This is a genomic window from Coprococcus sp. AM100_B19A (assembly GCF_027662015.1).
GTDB lineage: Bacteria > Bacillota > Clostridia > Lachnospirales > Lachnospiraceae > Allocoprococcus > Allocoprococcus comes.
Map to the genome: position 1 here is coordinate 68,870 of NZ_JAQDKN010000010.1, position 21,248 is coordinate 90,117.

General features: G+C 42.6%; 20 protein-coding genes and 1 pseudogene. 14 read left to right on the forward strand and 7 right to left on the reverse strand.

The genetic code is table 11. The annotated features are described in order from the left end of the window. Positions 1-90 precede the first annotated feature (90 nt). The 4 genes and pseudogenes from PGQ33_RS11105 to PGQ33_RS11120 form a co-directional block, all read left to right on the forward strand. Positions 91-1,230, forward strand: a pseudogene (locus PGQ33_RS11105) (diguanylate cyclase); the annotation flags it as partial. Positions 1,231-1,415: 185 nt separating this feature from the next. Beyond that, on the forward strand, positions 1,416-1,844 hold the full coding sequence (gene rplM / locus PGQ33_RS11110; RefSeq protein WP_022220779.1) for a 50S ribosomal protein L13: 429 nt from the start codon (positions 1,416-1,418) through the stop codon (positions 1,842-1,844). 27 nt (positions 1,845-1,871) lie between these two features. Further along, positions 1,872-2,264, forward strand: a complete 393-nt coding sequence (gene rpsI, locus PGQ33_RS11115) for a 30S ribosomal protein S9 (RefSeq protein ID WP_008373223.1) — start codon at positions 1,872-1,874, stop codon at positions 2,262-2,264. A gap of 206 nt (positions 2,265-2,470) precedes the next feature. After that, positions 2,471-2,698: a DUF6061 family protein gene (locus PGQ33_RS11120; protein ID WP_270205740.1), complete on the forward strand. Its 228-nt coding sequence runs from the start codon at positions 2,471-2,473 to the stop codon at positions 2,696-2,698. 49 nt (positions 2,699-2,747) lie between these two features. Here the strand turns inward: PGQ33_RS11120 and PGQ33_RS11125 are convergent, their stop codons facing one another. From PGQ33_RS11125 to PGQ33_RS11145, 5 genes are all read right to left on the reverse strand, one after another. Next, entirely contained in the window at positions 2,748-3,773 is a 1,026-nt protein-coding gene (locus PGQ33_RS11125) for a sensor histidine kinase (protein WP_117824761.1), read from the reverse strand. Continuing rightward, positions 3,770-4,447 (reverse strand): response regulator transcription factor, encoded by a 678-nt coding sequence (locus tag PGQ33_RS11130; RefSeq protein WP_117824760.1) that lies wholly within the window; start codon positions 4,445-4,447, stop codon positions 3,770-3,772. The genes PGQ33_RS11125 and PGQ33_RS11130 overlap by 4 nt, the downstream gene beginning before the upstream one ends. A gap of 19 nt (positions 4,448-4,466) precedes the next feature. Then, positions 4,467-6,539, reverse strand: a complete 2,073-nt coding sequence (locus PGQ33_RS11135; protein WP_270205741.1) for an ABC transporter permease — start codon at positions 6,537-6,539, stop codon at positions 4,467-4,469. Next, positions 6,529-7,296, reverse strand: a complete 768-nt coding sequence (locus PGQ33_RS11140; protein ID WP_118219508.1) for an ABC transporter ATP-binding protein — start codon at positions 7,294-7,296, stop codon at positions 6,529-6,531. Before PGQ33_RS11140 ends, PGQ33_RS11135 begins: the two co-directional genes overlap by 11 nt. Positions 7,297-7,373: 77 nt before the next feature. Further along, on the reverse strand, positions 7,374-7,694 hold the full coding sequence (locus tag PGQ33_RS11145) for a hypothetical protein (protein ID WP_330663262.1): 321 nt from the start codon (positions 7,692-7,694) through the stop codon (positions 7,374-7,376). A 362-nt stretch (positions 7,695-8,056) separates the two neighbouring features. Here PGQ33_RS11145 and PGQ33_RS11150 point away from each other — a divergent pair, with 362 nt between their 5' ends. From PGQ33_RS11150 to PGQ33_RS11190, 9 genes are all read left to right on the forward strand, one after another. After that, on the forward strand, positions 8,057-8,725 hold the full coding sequence (locus PGQ33_RS11150; RefSeq protein WP_270205742.1) for a response regulator transcription factor: 669 nt from the start codon (positions 8,057-8,059) through the stop codon (positions 8,723-8,725). Beyond that, positions 8,713-9,642: a sensor histidine kinase gene (locus PGQ33_RS11155; RefSeq protein ID WP_270205743.1), complete on the forward strand. Its 930-nt coding sequence runs from the start codon at positions 8,713-8,715 to the stop codon at positions 9,640-9,642. Before PGQ33_RS11150 ends, PGQ33_RS11155 begins: the two co-directional genes overlap by 13 nt. 106 nt (positions 9,643-9,748) lie before the next feature. Then, entirely contained in the window at positions 9,749-10,450 is a 702-nt protein-coding gene (locus PGQ33_RS11160; protein ID WP_117824757.1) for an ABC transporter ATP-binding protein, read from the forward strand. Further along, positions 10,443-12,941, forward strand: a complete 2,499-nt coding sequence (locus PGQ33_RS11165; RefSeq protein WP_270205744.1) for an ABC transporter permease — start codon at positions 10,443-10,445, stop codon at positions 12,939-12,941. The genes PGQ33_RS11160 and PGQ33_RS11165 overlap by 8 nt, the downstream gene beginning before the upstream one ends. Positions 12,942-13,058: 117 nt before the next feature. After that, a complete protein-coding gene (locus PGQ33_RS11170; protein WP_270205745.1) occupies positions 13,059-14,615 on the forward strand; it encodes an ABC-F family ATP-binding cassette domain-containing protein in 1,557 nt (518 codons plus the stop codon). Positions 14,616-14,940: 325 nt separating this feature from the next. Then, a complete protein-coding gene (locus PGQ33_RS11175; RefSeq protein ID WP_195251062.1) occupies positions 14,941-15,807 on the forward strand; it encodes a zinc dependent phospholipase C family protein in 867 nt (288 codons plus the stop codon). Beyond that, positions 15,761-16,993 (forward strand): MFS transporter, encoded by a 1,233-nt coding sequence (locus PGQ33_RS11180; protein ID WP_195251060.1) that lies wholly within the window; start codon positions 15,761-15,763, stop codon positions 16,991-16,993. Before PGQ33_RS11175 ends, PGQ33_RS11180 begins: the two co-directional genes overlap by 47 nt. Before the next feature lie 22 nt (positions 16,994-17,015). Next, on the forward strand, positions 17,016-17,840 hold the full coding sequence (locus PGQ33_RS11185) for a class I SAM-dependent methyltransferase (RefSeq protein ID WP_008373267.1): 825 nt from the start codon (positions 17,016-17,018) through the stop codon (positions 17,838-17,840). Beyond that, the gene (locus tag PGQ33_RS11190; RefSeq protein WP_270205746.1) at positions 17,815-18,816 is read left to right on the forward strand and encodes a dipeptidase; all 1,002 of its coding nucleotides are present in this window, start codon (positions 17,815-17,817) and stop codon (positions 18,814-18,816) included. Before PGQ33_RS11185 ends, PGQ33_RS11190 begins: the two co-directional genes overlap by 26 nt. Positions 18,817-18,904: 88 nt before the next feature. Here PGQ33_RS11190 and PGQ33_RS11195 read toward each other — a convergent pair whose 3' ends face one another. Further along, positions 18,905-19,108, reverse strand: a complete 204-nt coding sequence (locus PGQ33_RS11195) for a cold-shock protein (RefSeq protein ID WP_008373270.1) — start codon at positions 19,106-19,108, stop codon at positions 18,905-18,907. Between the two features lie 428 nt (positions 19,109-19,536). Between PGQ33_RS11195 and PGQ33_RS11200 the strand changes: the two genes are divergently transcribed. Further along, positions 19,537-19,989 carry an Lrp/AsnC family transcriptional regulator gene (locus PGQ33_RS11200; protein ID WP_270205754.1) on the forward strand — a complete coding sequence of 151 codons (453 nt, stop codon included), beginning with the start codon at positions 19,537-19,539 and terminating at the stop codon, positions 19,987-19,989. A 106-nt stretch (positions 19,990-20,095) separates the two neighbouring features. Here PGQ33_RS11200 and PGQ33_RS11205 read toward each other — a convergent pair whose 3' ends face one another. Beyond that, positions 20,096-21,160 (reverse strand): PTS sugar transporter subunit IIC, encoded by a 1,065-nt coding sequence (locus tag PGQ33_RS11205; RefSeq protein WP_270205747.1) that lies wholly within the window; start codon positions 21,158-21,160, stop codon positions 20,096-20,098. Positions 21,161-21,248: the final 88 nt, after the last annotated feature.

Genomic DNA, 21,248 nt, shown 5'->3' on the forward strand with positions numbered 1-21,248 from the left:
TTTTTTGCAGTTGGGAGTATTCTCGTTGTAGTATCGCTGATTGCAGAGCTTTATGCAGCATGGGGGAGCTGCCATCGGAAGATCGGAACAATGACCGGATTACTGAACCGGAAATATTTTTATGAAGTGCTGAATGAAGAGCTTGAGAAAAACAGGGAGGCATCGCTGGCACTTGCGATCATCAATGTAGATGATTTTAAATTGTATAATCAGTTGTATGGGGTGAAAGAAGGAGATCTGTGTCTGCAGCGGATTGCAGATATTATCAGAAGCAGTGTCGGAGAAAGTGGATACACGGCCCGCTATGGAGGAAAGGAATTTGCGGTTCTTTTACCGGGATATGATCTTTTTTCCGCCAGAAATATGGTGGAATCTATTGCAAAACAGATTTATGTTATGAATAACCGCAGAACGGATATGAAGCTGAAAGCGGTAACTGTGAGTGCCGGTATCAGTGCGGCTCCTTATGCGGCAAGGAACGTGAAAGAGCTGATGGAAAATGTAGATCTGGCAGTTTATCATGTGAAACATAATGGAAAAAATGGGATCCAGGTCTTTGATATGATGTTTCGGAACAACAGTGAGGGGAACAATACAAGGAATCACACCCATATTTATCAGGAGTATGAGTCTACGATTTATGCGCTGACGGCGGCAATTGATGCGAAGGATCACTATACATTCAGCCATTCCAACAACGTAGCTTATTATGCAACGTCACTGGCGACGACCCTTGGAATGAACGAAGATATGATAGAGATTATCCGGCAGGCAGCACTTCTGCATGATGTCGGTAAAATCGGTATTCCGGAGTATATACTCAATAAAGAGGGAAAACTGACAGATGAAGAATATGAGATCATCAAAGGGCATGTAGAGGCATCGATTGATATTATCCGTCACCTTCCATCGCTGGATTATGTAATTCCGGCAGTCATCGGTCATCATGAGCGGTATGATGGAAAAGGATATCCACGCCGGATCGCAGGAGAAGATATTCCACTGACTGCGCGGATTTTGTGCGTGGCAGATTCTTTTGATGCCATGACATCCAAACGATGTTATAAAAAAGCATTTCCTATTGAAGTGGCACGGGAGAAGCTTCTTCAGGATGCAGGCAGACAGTTTGATCCTGACCTGGTATATAAGTTTGTTGAATGCCTGGATAATGGCAGTATTACACTGGTGAAGGCAGAAGAAACTGTGGACAATCTGAAAGAAATGCTGTAGAATATTCCCACAAAAAAGTGACGAAAATCAGCAAGAAACAGTTGACAAAAGCCTGTTGGTATAATATAATATGCAAGTATGACGTGAGAAGAAACAGTTTGCACCAAAGCCCCGGAGTGAACTTGTTTTCTATAGAATCTACAATGAAAATAATTAGTAAACTGAAATTCATAGGAGGTCAACCAATGAAAACTTACATGGCTAATCCAGATAAGATTGAAAGAAAATGGTATGTAGTTGACGCTGAAGGACAGACACTTGGACGTCTTGCAGCAGAAGTCGCTAAAGTTTTAAGAGGAAAAAATAAACCGGAATTTACACCGCACATTGATACAGGTGACAACGTAATTGTTATCAACGCTGAAAAGATCAAAGTTACAGGAAAGAAATTAGATCAGAAAGTATACTATCATCACTCAGATTATGTAGGAGGAATGAAAGAAACTACATTAAGAGAAATGATGGCAAAGAAACCGGAACAGGTTATCGAACTTGCTGTTAAAGGTATGCTTCCAAAAGGACCTTTGGGAAGAACAATGATCAAGAAGCTTCACGTATATGCTGGAGCAGAACATGCTCATCAGGCACAGAAACCAGAAGTTTTAACATTTTAGTCAGAGGTTTGAAAGGAGGAAATAAAAGTGGCAACAGCTAAATTCTACGGAACAGGAAGAAGAAAAAAATCTATCGCAAGAGTATACCTTGTACCAGGTACAGGTAAGATCACAATCAATAAAAGAGATATCGACGAATATTTAGGACTTGAAACTCTTAAAGTTGTAGTTCGTCAGCCATTAGTTGCAACTGAAACAGTTGATAAATTTGACGTTCTCGTTAACGTACGTGGTGGTGGATACACAGGACAGGCAGGAGCAATCCGTCACGGAATCGCAAGAGCACTTCTTGAAGCAGATTCTGATTACAGACCGGTACTTAAGAAAGCCGGATACCTTACACGTGACCCACGTATGAAAGAACGTAAGAAGTACGGTCTCAAAGCAGCTCGTAGAGCACCACAGTTCAGCAAACGTTAATTTCTGTTCACAAAGCGATAATCGTTTGGAACGAGAAAATGCATACAAAACCTCAGAAACCTTGGCTTAACAGTGATAAGGAACTAATTTACTTATCAACTGTTAGCTGACGGTTTCCGGGGTGCATACGGACGAATCCCGTCTGATTTCTAACAGGAAGTCAGACGGGATTTTCGCTTTATATTACGAATTATGGAAGACATACCATGAAAACCTTAATATCTTGTGCCTACAATATGGATAACTGCTGTGTAGAACTAAAATTCGCCGATGGCATCATGAATGCGATTGATACCATTTCAGTGGAGAACGAGGTTGCCGACAATATGTATCAACGGTACAATGACCCAATTGGATATGCAGACCTTATCTTGAACGGCGATCCCGAAATCTATTTGAAAACTGTAACAGAATACAATCCTTTGGATAGCTGACAACATGCTGCCCGCAGGAGAAAATCCTGCGGGCGTTTTTATGTTTATATTATTTTCCACCGTTGGATCCCAGTTTTGGAAAGAAAACGACTATCTTAAAGCCCTTTCCCCACTGGGAAGTAGCTTCCAGACGAAGGTTTAGATCGTCAGCCATCTTCTTAACCAGGTAAAGCCCTATACCAGTAGCTTTCTTTCGGCTGTCAGTAGAATCCCCGGTAAAGCCCTTTTGAAAAATATACGGCAGATCATATTTTTTTACACCAATGCCGTTATCCTCAACAGAAAGGACATCTGCGGTCTCCGAATGTATCATGGAAATCGTTAGCATGGGACTATCGCTGCTATATTTGATGGAATTGCTCACGATTTGTCCCAACATAAACTGAAGCCCTCTACGGTCTGTATAAACTGTTTCAGATTGCAGTTTGTTGAGAATTACAAACTGCTTTTCTTCCAGAAGTGGGGCATAGTCCTCCAGAACTTCCCCCAAGCAGTCATTCAAATTGACATCTTCAAACCGATAATCCTTTGTACTGCTCTTTAACCGGGCATAGTAAAGCATCTGCGTGACATTCTCCTGAAGTTGACTACGGACATAATCCAACTTAGCTTGCAGGGAAGGCGATATTTCGTCGATTCGGTTATCCAAAAGCATGGTCAGCAACGACAGGGGCGTTTTCGCTTCATGTGCCCAGCCTTCCACATATTCTTCATAGTCCCGTAGGGCATCTGCCATACTGCTGCTCTCATTTTTGTGTTCCTGTAAAACTGAGGCCAGAAACCGGATAGATTCTCCTTCTTCCCGGCTGATGACACTGAGCAGCCTTTCCTCGTTGCAGATGGTAGGATCACTGAGAAAATCCCGGAACAGCTCCCGGCGGGTGGTCTCCCGCTTGTTTAGTACAAACAGGATCACTGAAAACAGAAGGATGCTTGTCAGAACCACTAACCCAATCAAGGTCTGAAATGCCTGAATGTCAGAAATCCAAAGAATGATAGAACAAAAGCAATCCACACCCAGCAGCAACAGCAGCCAAGGGTAGTACCGTTCTATTATGCGCCAAAACTGCTTCATGGAGATACCTCCGCTTCCAAACGATAGCCCATCCCACGAACCGCAACGATTCGTTGCTTCATCGCCAGACCGGACATCGTCTTTTTCAACCGGGTCAGGTTAACCTGCAAGGCATTTTCGTCTATGTATTCTGTGGTTCCCCATAGTGCTAAGCAAAGCTGCTCCGTCGTGACCAGAGCATCACCACTGGCCAAAAGAGCAACCAACAGTTTTCCCTGATTTTTGGGAAGCACCACAGAGGTGTTATGAATATAAAGTGTGTAAGTCTGCTGGTCCAACAAGAAATCCAATCCCTCTATGAGGTTGGTACGGCCTTCATACCTTTTGAGAATATTGGATACCCTGGCAAGAAGCCGGTCTTTTCTGCACGGCTTCGTCAAATATTCATCTGCACCCAACTGGAACGCTTGCAGTTCATCCTTTACCTGGTCTCTGGAAGTCAGCACCAGGACGGGGATAGCGGTTTTATTCTTTAGCTCCTGGCAGATTTGAAAGCCACTAATCTCCGGCAAATTCAGGTCTAAGATCACAAGGTCAGGACGGAGGGCTGCCAAGAGCCGAGCGGCATCTTCAAACTCAGTGATTGCCTCCACAAGATACCCGTCCTTTTGGAGCATATTGCAGAGTTCTTCCCGCATATAGACTTCATCTTCCACAACAGCAATTCTTTTCACGACAGCACCTCCTTCCCAATTATTCTTCTCTCTGCGGCTGCATCAGTGTCAGCAAATACCGATCACTGGAGTGCTTGACCACTCTCATATAAATATATTCTATCACGCAAAGCAGCAAAATCATAGCAGCAGATACAAGCAGCATTTCAGACACTGTCCCACGGGTTCGGGACGAGAGTATTCCTGTAAACAACGCTCTGACTCCAAACAGACTGCTGACAGCTGCAACCAATACAGGAAGTCCCATAAACCACGCAATCTGCTTTCCGGCAGACTGGCAAAGGCTTTCGTAAGTGGCTCCCAGGCGGATCAGGGTCTGGTATCTACGCCCGGCTTTCTGCTGGCTCATCAGGAACTGAACACCCACAATGGTGTTGGCAACCACCAGGAACACAATCGCCAGATAGAGGGTAATATAGCTGGATGCTACGGTGTAGAAAAGTTGGCGTCCCATGTTCTGAAGATAGCTTTCATATTCGATACCTATTTCGTCCAGCTCCTCGTTCAGACCAGAATAGGCAGTCATAAGGCTATTTCCTTCCATAGCCTGCTCACTGAGTACCGCATTCACATACGTATCATACATTCCTTGGGTATGATAGAGGAAGGCTTCATCCGGAAGAATCAATGCAAAGGACAAAGTAATAGAACGATCCGTAATCAAATTTACAGACTGAACCTCTCCAGTAAGATAAATCGGACTGCCAACCAGTTCCGTTTCAGGCTGTTCAGTAAGTATGCCGTTCAGCATTGCGGTACGATTTACAGTAGTATAGTCGGAACCTATATAAACAGCGGCTTCATCTTCACTTAATTTAATGACAGGCCTGCCAGACAATTCCAGTAAACGATTATAGTCCGACAGACAAATCAAATACGGGTATGTGGCATAACCAAGATTGTTCAGAAGGACATCCCGATCTTCCGATTGGGGCAGGCTCCGAAGAGAGTCCATAACAGCGTCCATGCTGTAGGCATTCTCATAATCTTCTGTGGTGCGAATATGCCCAACCTTCATTTCAAAAAGCTCTGAAAATTGATTTTCCAAACCGTTTTCTTTCAGTGCTGCCTGTATATTTGGAAGAACCTGCGCCGAATCTTCAACGGTATAATCTTCAAAGGTATAGTCGATTACATGACCAGTGGATAGATTGTTTGTTCCTGCGATTCCCACGCCTGCACCAAAGCAACACAGTGCTGCCAGAATCAGCAGAGAGCTGATTGCCATGGAGCTTGACTGATGAATGACATCCTCCTGAATTTGACGGAAGGTAAATACATGAAGCTGCTTATTTCCCTTGCCTTTTTTAACAATCAGTGCAATCAGTGCCCGCATTCCGTAGAACAGCAGCATCGTACCAGCCGAACCCAACAGTAAAGTCAGCCCCATCATAATTACCTTCGTCCATGCAATTCCCTGAATCGCCATGTAGTAAGTCGCTGCCAACATCACACTTCCGCATACAGCAGCCAGCCCATAGATAGCAGAGGGCATTTGCTTTTTTGAGCGGTTCGTCGGCTGGGATAATAAAGTTCCAATCTCCTGTCGGCTAATCTTTCCGCTCAAAATCAGAAGTGCCAGCAGTTTAATACCCAAGAATCCTGCCAGTGTCCATTTCATTGCAGACCAAGATAAAGAAAAATGATGGTCGATGATCCCCATACCCACAAGCTTAGCGGTGACAAGGCTAACGATTTCCGAAAGCACTATAGCCGTAGGTAAACCAATGAGCAGTGCCAGGATACTGCTTAACAAATCCTCCGCCAAAAGCATACCGAACAGTTTGCTTCTGTGCATTCCCAGCATCAAGTAGACACCAAACTCATGACGTCTGCGTTCAAACTGATACTTGCAGGCGAAGTAAATCAAAAAGAAAAGAATACCCAGGGTCATTCCGTAAAACACAGGAATCAGAAGCAAGAGCCTGTTCACTGCATCGCTCTCCATCTTCTGCAAAAAGATCATAACATCTTGAGTAGAGATGGAAAGAATCATATAAAAAGCAATAATAGAAATCACCAAGGAACTGAAAAACAGACCGTTTTCCTTTCGGCTGCGGCGGCTGTTTCGAAAAACCAGATTAGAGAACATTGGAACTCCCCCCTCCCAGTTGTGCCATCACCTTCAGGATGCGTCCGTAGAACTCCTGCCGGCTTTCATCTCCACGGCGAAGCTCATGGAAGATTACACCGTCCTGGATGAACAGAATACGCTTGCAAAAGCTGGCGGCATTGGAATCATGGGTCACCATCAAGATCGTTGCCTGTTCGTCACGGTTCAAGCCGGACAGTTTTTCCATGATGTTCCTTGCGTTCTTGGAATCTAAAGCACCGGTAGGCTCATCGGCAAGAATCATTCTGGGGTTCAGGATTAGCGCTCTTGCTGCCGCTACACGCTGGCGCTGCCCTCCAGACATCTTGGAGGGAAATTTGTCCAGAACATCGTTGATTTCCAGATACTTCGCCAACTGGCTTAGACGCTGGCTGCTCTCCTTTTCGGGTATACCATGCAGAGAAGTTGGAAGCAGTATATTTTCACGTCCGGTCAGATTATCCAGCAGCTCAAAATTCTGAAATAGATAACCAACTTTTTTTCCACGGTAATCTGCAAGAGCCCTTCCCTTGAGTGCTTGCAGATTAACGCCCTCCACCTGAATGCTTCCACCTGTGGGTTGAATCACAGTCGCAATACAATTGAGCAGTGTGGATTTACCAGAACCGCTGCTTCCCATAATGCCAAGAAACTCTCCCGGCATCACCTGGAAGGTGATCCCATTCAGTGCCTTTGTTTGACTTGGCACATTGCCATAGATTTTTGTTAAATTTTCAATATTCAAAATGGGTTTCATGTGAATACCTCCTATCATTTGTAATAAAATGATAGCATGAGAACACAGCAAATACCACTTACAGTTGTTGTAAGGATTCAAGATATAAGTGGTGGCTCAAGGGGGACGAGCATATATTTTGTGAGAGCATTAGGCGACAATGATAAAATATACCGGATCGCCTCATTGGCAAACCAGTTCGTTTTAATTGTATCCCAATCAGCAAGCCGAATGATTTCTGCTGTGCCGTTCTCAAAATCAACCTGAATTTTGCCCTCGGCAACTAACAATTCCGTCAGTTTGTCTACTGCTCTGCGGTAGGCTCGCTCTGCACCGCTGGCAGTACTGCCCTCGAACATAACTGCCAGTTCCTCAAAAGTAGGGCGGTTCTTCCATGAGCCAACTCGCCCGCAGGTCATACAGTGTAGAGCAACTTTTTATAAGTGATTGAGACAAAAGGAAAACAAATATGTCGAACGTAACTGCATACGAAAAGATGAGAAGAGAAAGAGATGACGCTTTGAATCAGGTGGCAGAAGAAAGACAGAAAACTTTCATGGCAAAAAAGAATTTCAGAGAGGAGATTAATAAGGTAAACAAAAAAACAAACGATATATGAAAAGACTTATAAAATATTTTCTTTTTTTGTGCACTGAATAATCACAAAATTGAGATTCTTTCTTTTTTTTCATACACAGGAAAAGTCTGTGGTACAATATTGAAAGGTATCATTGCTATGCAGAGATTTCTTTGTGAGAATCTGTATCGGAGGAATTAGGATATGCAGTATATATTAGTTGTAGAAGATGATTTTGATTTGAATCAGGCGATCTGTTATTCTTTGAAAAAGTCAGGATATGGAGTTTATGGTGTGACTTTTATGGAAAAAGGGAAGCAGATTTTTTTTGAGAATCAGATAGATATGGTCCTTTTGGATGTGAATCTTCCAGATGGCGAGGGCTTCTCTTTTGGCCAGTGGGTAAAAAAGCAAAGAGAAGTTCCGGTCATTTACCTGACAGCCAGGGATATGGAGGAGGATGCTCTGGCAGGATATGAATCCGGGGCAGAAGATTACGTTACTAAACCATTTTCAATGAAGATTTTACTTAGAAAAATAGAAGTCATTTTAAAAAGAACTGCTTCGGTCAATCGTCTGATTTTTGCAGATGAGTATTTATATATAGATTTGGATCATGCACGAGTAACGGTAAAAGGTCAGGAATGCCCCGTCACACCGACAGAGTGCCGTCTGCTTCGTCAATTTCTTATGAACCGAGGACAGCTTCTGACTTATGATCTGTTATTGGAGCGGTTGTGGGATAGTGGAGGACAGTTTGTGGACAAGCACACACTGGCAGTAAATGTGAATCGTCTGAGAGGAAAGATTGAAGATAAGAATCACAGGTATATTTCAAATGTATATGGGATGGGATATCAATGGATTGGCTGATGTGTATCATGATGATAATTTTATTTGCAGCAGTACTGGTATTGTTATGGAAAAACTACTGGATAAAAAAAGAAGCGAAGTTGTTTGCTGAAAAGGTGGAAGATGCTCTGGATGCTATCGTAACAGGAAAAGAATGGAATATGGAAGAGGAATTGGAGGATAGCCTCTGGGGAAGAACAGGAACACAATTAGAGAAAGCCGAGCATGTATTTCGGAAAAAAGAAGAAGACGGTTTTCGTGAGAAAGAAAGAGTAAAGGGATTGATTTCTGATATATCCCATCAGACAAGGACGCCCATTGCCAATATTAAACTATACCTGGAACTTCTTGAGGACGAGGAGTTTTCGCAAAGCGGTCAGGAGTTTTTGGGAAAAATCAAAGGGCAGATGGAAAAAATTGATTTTTTAATGCAGAGCATGGTAAAAATGTCAAGGCTTGAAACGGGAATTCTGCAAATACATAAGGAAGACAAAAATCTATACGAAACAATCCGCCACGCAGTTGCCGGTGTGGTTCCGGAGGCGGCGTCAAAGGGGATTGATCTATATGTGAACTGCGAAGAAAATATGATGATTCGTCATGACAGCAAATGGACGGAGGAAGCAATTTATAATATTCTGGATAATGCACTCAAGTATACCGAACCAGGTGGAAAGATCCATATTCAGACAGAAAGACAGGAATTATTTTTAAAGATCAGCATTTCTGATACTGGAAAAGGGATTGCCCCGGAGAGGCAGGCAGAGATCTTTACAAGATTTTACCGTGAGCCGGAGGTGCATGATAAACCAGGGGTTGGGATCGGATTATATCTTGCAAGAACAATCATGGAACTTCAGAAGGGCTACATAGAAGTACAGTCTGAAGTGGGAAAAGGAGCGTGTTTTCGCTTGTATTTACCGGTGAATGAATCGTAACATAACCGATCGGGGATTGTCACAATCTTGTGATAATTGAAAATTGAGACAGGTTTGTGATTTTTAGGAGATATTCTATAGAATATCAAAAGAAGGAGGCAAACCAATGAAAGAATACATTGTAGAGACAAGAAGCTTAAAAAAATACTATCAAATGGGTGAAAATACGGTAAAGGCATTGGATGGCGTAGATTTTCGTGTGAAAGATCAGGAATTTGTTGCCATTATCGGAAAAAGCGGATCCGGGAAAAGTACACTTTTGCATATGTTGGGTGGACTGGATGTGCCAACAGAAGGGGAAGTGTTGGTAGAGGGGAAGTGCCTTCTGGGACTGAAAAAAGAACAGCTTGCCATATTCCGCAGAAGAAAGATCGGGTTTATTTTTCAGAATTATAATCTTGTCCCGGATCTTAATGTATATGAGAATATCATTCTTCCGGTGGAACTGGACGGGAGAAAGGTCGATGTGGAATATGTGGATGGGATACTGGAACTTTTAGGGTTGTCAGAGAAGAGGGAAGCTCTTCCTGGGACATTATCCGGTGGACAGCAGCAGAGGGCTGCGATTGCCAGGGCGCTTGCGACGAAGCCCGCCATTATTCTGGCTGATGAACCGACGGGAAATCTGGATTCGGTTACCAGCCATGATGTACTTGGACTTTTGAAAATGGCAGCAAAACAGTTCAGCCAGACCTTGATTCTTATCACGCATGACAGAGACATTGCACAGCTTGCAGATCGTATCGTACATATTGAGGACGGAAAGATTGTAGGAGATACCGGGAAGGGAAGTGATTCCTATGCTTAAGAATCCGAATCAGAAAGTGATCAAAAGAATGGCACGGAATGCTTTAAAAGTAAACAGGAGAAAGACCATTACTTTGCTCCTTGCGATTCTTCTTTCTTCCTTTTTGGTATTCACAATATTCACAGTTGGAGATTCTTATTTTAGACTTCAGAAAATTCAGAACATCCGTATGTCAGGAGCAGAATTCGATGCAATCATGTATGGAGTGACGGATGAACAGAGGCAAATGTGTGAGAACAACCCGGATATCGTTCTGACAGGTACGGTGGGAGTCTGTGGCTGGGTAGAAAAAACAGATCAGGATTCCACACCTAATGTGGGACTGATCTGGGCAGATGATGAATATTGGACACAGATGATGGAGCCGGTCAGAGAAAAGCTGGAAGGAAGATATCCGACAGCTTTGGATGAGATAATGGTAACAAAATCCGCTTTAAAAGAATGTGGTTACGAAGAGCTTGATGTAGGCGATACCCTTGCTATGTCTTATGGAACAAATGAAGGAATCTTTACAGGGACTTTTCGAATCTGTGGGATCTGGGACGGATATGGACCCAAAAAGCAGTTTTATGTTTCGAAAGAATTCTATGATCGATCGGGATGGAAGCTTTCTCAGGCAGCTTCAGGTCGTTACCTTATGGATTTTAAGCAAAAAATAATGACAAAAACAGAGCAGAATGCTTTTATCGAAAGTATGAACCTTGGAAAGCAGCAGAATCTTTTCTTTATGGAAGATCTTGGCGCATCGGTTCAGATATTGGCAGGCCTTATTGGCTTGATTGCAGTTACCTGTTTGTGTGCATATCTGCTTATTTATAATATTATGTATCTTTCCGTAGCTGGAAAAGTTCGTTATTATGGTCTGCTTCAGATGGTCGGAATGACGGAAAAGCAGATAAAAAGGATGATGAAGGAACAGATGCTTCTGATCGGATCTGCAGGGACAGTACTTGGATGTCTGTCGGGTGGGCTGGTATCCTTTTTTCTGATTCCTGTTGTAGTAAAATCACTTGGAATCAAAAGTGGTTATGTAGGAGCAGATATGGTTCGTTTTCATCCGGTAGTTCTGCTGGCAACCATCTTACTGGTTGGAGTTACTATTTTTCTGGCCAGCCGAAAACCAGCAAAAATGGCAGCAGATATCTCTCCAATAGAAGCGCTTGGTTATTGTCCGACCCACAAAACCGTAAAAGTAAGAAGAGCAGGAAAGGGGAAAGTAATAGCAAGACTTTCCATGGAGCAGTTTACAAAGGATAAGAAAAGAACTGCGGTGGTACTGTTGTCCTTGGCAGCCAGTCTGTCTGTGTACCTTTGTATTGTGACCATGCTGGACAGTCAGGCAGCAAGAACCATAGTGTCAAATTATATGGATACGGATATGGTTATTAAAAATGATACGGCATGCAAAGAAAAATCAGAAGACAGAAGAGATATTCTGGATGAAGCTTTTGTGAAGTCAATCAAAGAAAATGCCGGAGTCTCTGAAGTACATTCTATGATATTTGCCGAGATTACAGTTCCATGGGAACCGGATTTTGCTGAGATGTGGATGAAAGAATTTTATGCAAAGTGGATGAATACTCCATATAGTAAGGACAAGGACGAGTATCAGAATCATCCTGAGAATTTTGGATCCTCTCTGATCGGAATTGATGAACAGGAATTTGATTATTTAAATAACAGTCTTGAGCATCCGATAAATAAAGAGGACTTTCTTTCGGGAAAAGCATGTATTGTTTATCGAAATGGTTTGGATTTCACAGATGCTGACGTAATAGGAAAAAATGTGACATGTGCTTTGTATGAAGATCAACAAACGACAAAAACTTTTATCATAGAAGGAGTTACGGACGAGAATTATTATACGGCACTCCTTGGATACCCACCGACGATTATAGCCAGTGATCAGGTGGTGAAAACATTTGCCAATCATCCAATTATATTAAAGACCAGCATAAAATATCACAAAGAATATGATAGAGATACAGAGCAAGAAATCATGTCGTTATTAGAAGAAAATGACAATGCAAAAGACTTTTCCTGGGAATCCAAAATCGAAGATGCAGATGAGATTGAAAAAGCACAAGGTAATATGCCGCAAGTGGGAATCGGGATTGTGTTGATTCTGGCTTTTATCGGAATCATGAACTACATGAACACCTTTGTAGTAAATGTGCAGAGCCGGATGATGGAGCTTTCGGTTATGGAGAGTATCGGGATGACCCCGAAGCAGATTCTTGGAATGCTGGTCAGGGAAGGAGTTCTCTATGCAGGCGGCGCATGGCTTGTTACGCTAACAGTTGGAATGGGAGCAACGTATCTTCTTTATGAATCAATGAATTATCGTGGGATTGCGTTTTCAGTGTCATTACTTCCACTTTTATTTGCAGTGGGAATCAGTTTGCTAGTTTGTACTATGGTTCCAGTGCTTACCTGGATCGTTTTGGAAAAGAATGGAACTGTTGTTGAGAGGGTTAAGGGAGTTGAGTGATTTTGGATTTTAGATATAGAGCTGTGGTTTTTTGCCTGTTTATATTGAAAGAACCCCGATTTCCACATATAATAAAAGACAATGTGTAAAGAAATGAATCAGGGAGAATAATAAAATATGAGTATATTAAATGTAGAACATCTGACACACGGTTTTGGTGACCGTGCCATTTTTGATGATGTATCGTTCCGTCTTTTAAAAGGGGAGCACATCGGTCTTGTAGGAGCAAACGGAGAGGGTAAATCTACCTTTATGAGTATCGTTACCGGGAAACTTACGCCGGACGAGGGAAAGGTGGAATGGGCGAAGAATGTACGAGCAGGCTATCTGGACCAGCATGCAGTCCTTCAGAGCGGTATGACGATCCAGGACGCACTGAAAAGTGCGTTTGATCCGCTTTTGCAGAAGGAGCAGCGAATGAACGAGATCTGTGAGAAACTCGGTGAAGTAGACGAGGATGAGATGAATCTTCTGATGGAAGAGCTTGGAACGATCCAGGATGAGTTGACACTGCATGATTTTTACACGATTGATGCAAAGGTAGAAGAGGTCGCAAGAGCACTGGGACTTCTGGATCTGGGACTTGACCGTGATGTTACAGATCTAAGCGGAGGTCAGAGAACGAAGGTTCTTCTGGCAAAGCTTCTGCTTGAGAAGCCGGACATCCTGCTTCTGGATGAACCGACAAACTATCTGGATGAAGAGCATATTACGTGGCTGAAGCGGTATCTGCAGGATTATGAGAATGCATTCATTCTGATTTCCCATGATATTCCGTTCCTGAATGAAGTGGTAAATATCATCTATCATATGGAGAACCAGGAACTGAACCGCTACGTAGGAGACTATGAACATTTCCAGGAGGTCTATGCAGTTAAGAAAGCACAGCTTGAGGCAGCATACCGCAGACAGCAGCAGGAAATCAGTGAACTGAAGGACTTTGTGGCAAGAAATAAAGCCCGTGTTTCTACAAGAAATATGGCGATGTCCAGACAGAAGAAGCTGGATAAAATGGATGTAATTGAGCTGGCAGCGGAAAGGCCGAAACCGGAATTTAAGTTCCGTTACGGACGGACTCCGGGAAAAATGTTATTTGAAACAAAGGATCTTGTAATCGGTTATGATGAACCACTTTCCAAGCCGCTGAATTTCCAGATGGAAAGAGGACACAAGATTGCGATTGTCGGAACCAATGGTATTGGAAAGACTACATTTTTGAAGAGTGTACTTGGTCTGATCCCGGCAATTTCCGGCGAGTGTGAGCTTGGGGAAAATCTTCAGATCGGCTATTTTGAACAGGAAGTTAAAGGAGAGAACAAGACAACCTGTATTGAAGAACTGTGGCAGGAATTTCCGTCATTTACCCAGTATGAAGTGCGTTCCGCCCTTGCAAAATGCGGACTCACTACCAAGCATATTGAGAGCCAGGTAAGGGTACTGAGTGGTGGTGAACAGGCAAAGGTAAGACTTTGTAAGCTGGTCAACAGGGACACGAATCTGCTGATCCTGGATGAGCCGACCAATCATCTTGACGTGGATGCAAAGGAATCTCTGAAAAAAGCGCTTCAGGAATACAAAGGAAGTATTCTTCTGATTTGCCATGAGCCGGAATTTTATCAGGATGTGGTAAATGAAGTGTGGGATATGAGCAAGTGGACAATGAAAGTATTTTAAAAGTGTTGTGCAGAAGACCTTTCGGGACTATCCTGAAAGGCCTTTTTGTGTTACTATTTATTTGAGCGTATCATTTTAGTTATTACTTTTTATTTTATAGGAAATTCCGAAGGAACTTCCTATGAAATAAAAGGCACTACGTGCCGGAGATGCGCACTCGCACGAAGATGAAGAATGTCGCAAGCGACTGCGCTCGGCGCGAGAATGTACCGAGGTACATTCTTTTTTACAAAGCCGTTATATAAGCTTTACAGAAGTAAGATAGAGCCTGTAAAGTGCAACGTCTATAATAAAACGTGTTTCAGAAAAGAAAGGATGGGATAATATGCCGTCAACCTATGCACATTACATTTTCGGACAGCAGATCAGGGGCAGATTAAGCGGATATGAGAGAAAAGTTATTGATAAATACCCGGAGCTTTTTAATATTGGACTTCATGGACCGGATATTCTTTTTTATTACAGACCACTTGGCAAGAACAAGGTCAATCAGTTGGGAAGCCGTATGCATAGCGAGAGCGGAGCAAAGTTCTTCGTTCATGCAGCAAAGGTTTTACATACACACGACCAGTATGAGAAGCATCTGGCTTATGTATATGGAGTGCTCTGCCATTTTGCGTTGGATGTGACCTGCCATGGTTACGTGGAACAGACAGTAAAAGAGACTGGTCTTGCACATATTGCAGTGGAGGGCGAGCTGGACCGTAAGCTGATGATTATGAATGGAGAAAATCCAGTGAGCAGGAGGCTGACCGGACATATTGTTCCTTCTATGAAAAATGCGGTAATTATAAAAGATTTTTATCGCGGAATTACAGCAAAGGAAGTCAAAAAAGCACTGAATGGAATGGTATTTTATGACAGGATTCTTGTCTGTCCATCTAAAATAAAGCGGATGGCACTTTATGCAGCACTTAAAGTGGCAGGACTTTATTATGATTTTCATGGGTTTATTATCAAGTATCATGAGAATGGATTCTGCAGAGAACAGATAAGAAGACTGCTTCATCTTTATGAAAAAGCAGTTCCACTGGCAGACAAACTGATCTGTGAATACAAACCGTTTCTGGAAGGAAGCGCTACATTAGATTCTGTATATGCCTACACATTTGGTTCTCAGCTTCCGGGCAAGGAGGATACGTTAAATGAAAACAAAACTGACAAAACAGGAGAAAAACTGGATACTTTATGATGTCGGAAATTCTGCATTTACACTTCTGGCAGCAACCATTTTACCGATTTATTTCAACTATATTGCAGGAAAGCAGGGACTTTCGGATGTACAGTATCTGGCATACTGGGGATATGCAGTATCCATTGCAACCTTGCTTACGGCACTTGCAGGACCGGTATTTGGAACCGTTGCAGATACAAAAGGCTATAAAAAACCAGTTTTTACAATTGCACTTGGAATCGGGGCAATTGCTTCAGTTGCTCTGGGATTTGCGAAGTACTGGCTGGCCTTTCTGGTAGTTTTTGTCATTGCAAAGGTCGGATATTCCGTAACACTGGTATTTTATGATTCCATGCTTGTCGATGTGACATCGGAAGACCGGATGGATGAAGTCTCTTCCCAGGGGTATGCGTGGGGATATATCGGAAGCTGTGTACCGTTTGTAATCTGTCTTCTGGTTGTGTTAAATGCAGGGAAGATTGGGATTACAATGGAGATAGCAATGATGGTTTCCTTTGTGATCATCACGGTATGGTGGGTAATTATGACATTACCACTTCTGAAAACTTATCACCAGAAGTATTATGTAGAAAAGAAGCAGCATGCTTTTTCAGAAAGCTTCAAAAGAATCGGCATTACTCTGAAAAATGTAAAGAAGGAGAAGAAGGTTTTTCTGTTTCTTCTGGCGTTTTTCTTTTATATTGACGGGGTTTATACGATTATTGATATGGCAACTGCATATGGATCAGCACTTGGACTTAGCAGTACAGGACTTCTTCTTGCATTGTTGCTTACGCAGATCGTAGCTTTCCCATTTGCGATTATTTTCGGAAGACTTGCGAAGAAATATTCTGCAGAAAAGCTGATCACAGTATGCATCGTGGCATACCTTGGAGTGGCAATTTTTGCGATTTTTCTGCATTACCAGTGGCAGTTCTGGGTTCTTGCTGTCTGGGTAGGCATGTTCCAGGGAGGTGTGCAGGCGCTTTCAAGATCTTACTTTACGAAAATTATACCGGCGAACCAGTCAGGTGAATTTTTCGGCTTAATGGATATTTGCGGAAAAGGCGCGTCCTTTATGGGAACAACGATCGTGAGCCTGATCTCGCAGCTTACCGGCAATATCAATATTGGTGTGGGGATGATCGCTGTCTTGTTCGTGATCGGAATTATTTTATTCCGGAGAGCGGCAGCGCTAGAATAAAAATAAAGGATACAATAGATTTATGATGACAGAGCTTGAAAAATATTATAACAAATTCAACGAAGAGAAGCGGCTTAAGAGCCGCCACGGACAGGTAGAATTTATCACCTCAATGAAGTACATTCACAAATATCTTCCTAAGCGGGAGCATGGACAGGTAAAGATTCTGGATGTAGGAGCCGGAACCGGGCGCTACAGTGTTGCGCTTGCCGAAGAAGGGTACGATGTGACGGCGGTAGAGTTGGTAAAATACAATCTGGGAATTCTGAAAAAGAAGAACAGCTCTGTGAAAGCATATCAGGGAAATGCACTGAAGCTGTCACGTTTTCCGGATAAGGAATTTGACCTGATCATCCTGTTCGGACCGATGTATCACCTTTATACAAAGGAAGATAAGGTAAAGGCGCTGATGGAGGCAAAGCGTGTTCTGAAAGATGAGGGCACGATCCTGGTGGCTTATACAATGAATGAGTATAGTGTTCTGGTGTATGGATTCCGGGAGAACCATATTCAGGAGTGCCTGGAAAATGGCAAGCTGGATGCGAATTACCGGGTATGTCCTTCACCGGAGGATTTGTATGATTATGTGCGCCTGGAGGATATTGACAGCTACAATGAAGCAGCAGGAATGGAACGGATCCAGATTATTTCGGCGGATGGACCATCCGATTATATGCGTCAGGTGTTAAATACGATGGATGAAAAGACCTTCCAGACGTTTATTGACTATCATCTGACTACGTGTGAACGCCCGGAACTGGTTGGTGCGGGATCACATACGGTAGATATTATAAGAAAGAAAAAAGATGGAGGAATAGAAAATGAAAGTAGCAGATATGCATTGTGATACGATTTTAGCGATTCTGAGAGGAAAGGAACAGGGAAAAGAGATTTCACTTCGTAAAAATAATTTAAATGTGGATCTTGAACGGATGAAAAAGGGGGATTATCTGATTCAGAATTTTGCCCTTTTTCTGGATCTGGAAGATCCGATACTTGCAGGAAGTCCATTCCGTTATGCAATGAAAATGGCGGATGTATTTTATCAGGAAATGGAGAAAAATAAAGACTGGATCCGACCGGTCACGAAGTATGAAGAGATTGAAGAAAACCGGAAAAATGGAAAGATGTCAGCGTTGCTGACATTGGAAGAAGGAGAAATCTGTGAGGGCGATCCTGCCCTTTTAAGAGACTTTTACCGGATGGGGGCAAGGATGATGACTCTGACCTGGAACTATCCGAATCAGCTTGGATATCCGGCAAAAGCGACTGGCGGAGAATTTGCCGGAAAAGCCTTTTCAGAAGCCGGATATGGGCTTACAACGCGTGGGATTGAGTTTCTGGAAGAGATGGAGAAACTGGGAATGATCATCGATGTGGCACATTTAAACGATGCAGGAATCCGGGATGTATTAAAGTTCACAAAGAAGCCTTTTGTAGCGAGCCATTCCAACGCGCGACATTTGTGCAGTCATCCGAGAAACCTGAATGATGAACTTCTGAAAGCGATCGGGGAAAGAGGCGGTGTGATCGGGCTGAATTATTATGCATATTTCCTGCGCGACTGGAAAGATGGAGAGACGGTTGTGAGCAGAGCGGAGGATATTGTGGCACATGCAAAATATATCCGTGATATGGCGGGAATAGAGGCTTTAGGACTTGGTTCAGACTTTGATGGTATGAATGGAGAACTGGAGATCGCATCCCCGGCAGATATGGAAAAGCTGGAAGAGGTATTTAAAAAGAATGGATTTGCAGAGAGCGAGATCGAGAAGATCTTTTATAAGAATGTAATGCGGATATATAGAGAAATGCTTGGGTAATTCCGGCAAAGCACATTTATAACATAGAAAACCCGGCTGTGGAGTGATCCACAAGCCGGGCTTTTTACTCTAGCATCTTTTGCAGTGATTACGCAACTGTTACATTAACAGCCTGAAGTCCGCGGTTTCCTTCTGTGATATCGAAAGTAACGTTCTGTCCTTCTTCAAGAGATTTGTATCCTTCTCCTGCGATTCCTGAAAAATGTACGAATACATCTTCTCCGGTGCTTTCGTTTGTGATGAATCCGTAGCCTTTCTGTGCGTTGAACCACTTAACTGTACCCTTGTTCATTAGTAGTACCTCCTAAAAAATTGATGATGCCGATAAAAATAAAAATCACATATTTTTGTAAGTCATCAGACAGATGTTAATGATTTACAAAAATATGTGAAATCTAAATCTTATCTAAAACACAATTTCAGAATATCACGTGGTAGGACAAATGTCAAATCAAAATAGGAAAAATAGGAAAAAATAAATGTCTTTTTATTGACAGGAAGAAAAAGGAATGCTATTATTTTTAACATATTTAAAGAGTGAAAATATTTGTACAAAGAGGTACTTTACTGCGGAGAAGAACGCAGAGAGTACCTCTTTTTTTGACTTGCAGGAGTGTTTTTTGTAAAACGAAAATACTTTGTGAGGTGCATTCTTTGATGTGAGTGTCAAAAGTATAAATGGGATGTCAGAAAGAGGTAGTGCAAATGAAAAATCATGAACTGGATGCAGTGGATCGTACAATTTTGAATATTTTACAGAGAAATGCCAAATGCCCATTGAAAGAGATTGCAGAGAAGGTGTATCTGTCTACACCGGCGGTATCAGCGCGGATTGAAAAGATGGAAAAAGAAGGATATATTCTCGGTTATCAGGCACAGGTGAATCCGGAAGCACTTGGATATCATATCAAGGCACTGATCAATCTGGAGGTTTCGCCGGAGGGAAAAACTGTGTTTTATCCGTTTGTGAGAAAGTGTTCAAATGTGATCGAATGCAACTGTGTGACCGGAGAATATTCTATGGTGTTGGAAGTACTGTTTCCCAGCACCACAGAGCTGGATAAATTTATTGGAGAATTGCAGCGATTTGGAAGGACAAAGACACTGATCGTATTTTCAACTCCGATTGAACACAGAGGAATCAACGCAGATATAGAAGAAACACTGGAGTGAGAAATATAATTTTCCGTAAATCGAAAAAGACCCGGAAACAAAAGTTTTCGAGTCTTTTTCTTCTTTAAGGGCTATATAAACAAGCAGTTTGAAATAGTCATTTTGATTATTCAGCAGCGATAGCAACTTCTGGAGCAATTGTTTCAGTAACTTTTTCAGATGCTTTGATATCTGCAGGTGTTTTTGCAAAACCTTTAAATACGATAGAACCAACAAATCCAGCTAAAGATCCACCAATCGCAGCAAGTACGATTGCAGCTACAACCTTAAGCGGTGGGTTGAATCCGAATGGAGCTAAAAGCCCAGGAATCGGAGATGCTGTTCCAGGGGCGTTATTGATGATGCCGAGCATAGCTGCTGCAAGTCCGGCAAGTCCGCCGCCAAAGAAGTTTGATCCGTAAATCGGGATCGGATTCTGTGTAATAATATCAGCCTGTGTAAGAGGTTCAAGCATTACCGCGATAACATTACTGCGTTCGCCAAGTTTTAAACGGTCGAAAATGATACCGTTTGTGAAAGAACCACCAACACATGCAATTGCTGCAATACCCATTGCAAGTCCATCAAGTCCGAGCATAGCAGTCAGGGCCATAGAACTGAGTGGTGAGGTACAGATCATCTTCATAATACCACCGAGCAGGAATCCCATGATAATTGGAGACTGTTCAGCAGCGGCAGAAATCATACGTCCGATGTTGAGCAGTGTTGAATTAACGACCGGATCAACTGCGATGGCGATAATTCTTGCGAGCGGTGCGATTGCAAGAGCACCAACGATCAGATTCAGACCCTCTGGAAGTTTCTTTTCCAGGAACGGAGCTACAAAGCCTACAATATAACCTGCTACAAAACCAGGAAGGATTCCGTATCCTCCAACTGCGACACCTGCAACGACTGCAAGTACCGGATTACATCCCATACTGATCGGAACTAAAGTAGCTGCAGCGATTCCCCCGAAGCTGCCGGATACGGTTCCGAGTTCTGAGAAAAATGCAATTCCTAATAAATCACCTGTGATGTAATGGTGAACAGCTTCAACCAGGAACGAAGCAACAGCTGCATTAGCCATTCCAGACATTGCTTCTGATCCTTTTGGAAACTTCAGGCTGAATACAGAGAAGCAGGCTAAAGTGAGAAGCAGTAAACCAATACCTTTTACGATTGTTAACATATGATATCCTCCTTAAAATTTATATTTATTCGCATCAGTTATCGTGATAACATAATAAAATGGAAGTTACAAAAAGATACAAAAAGTA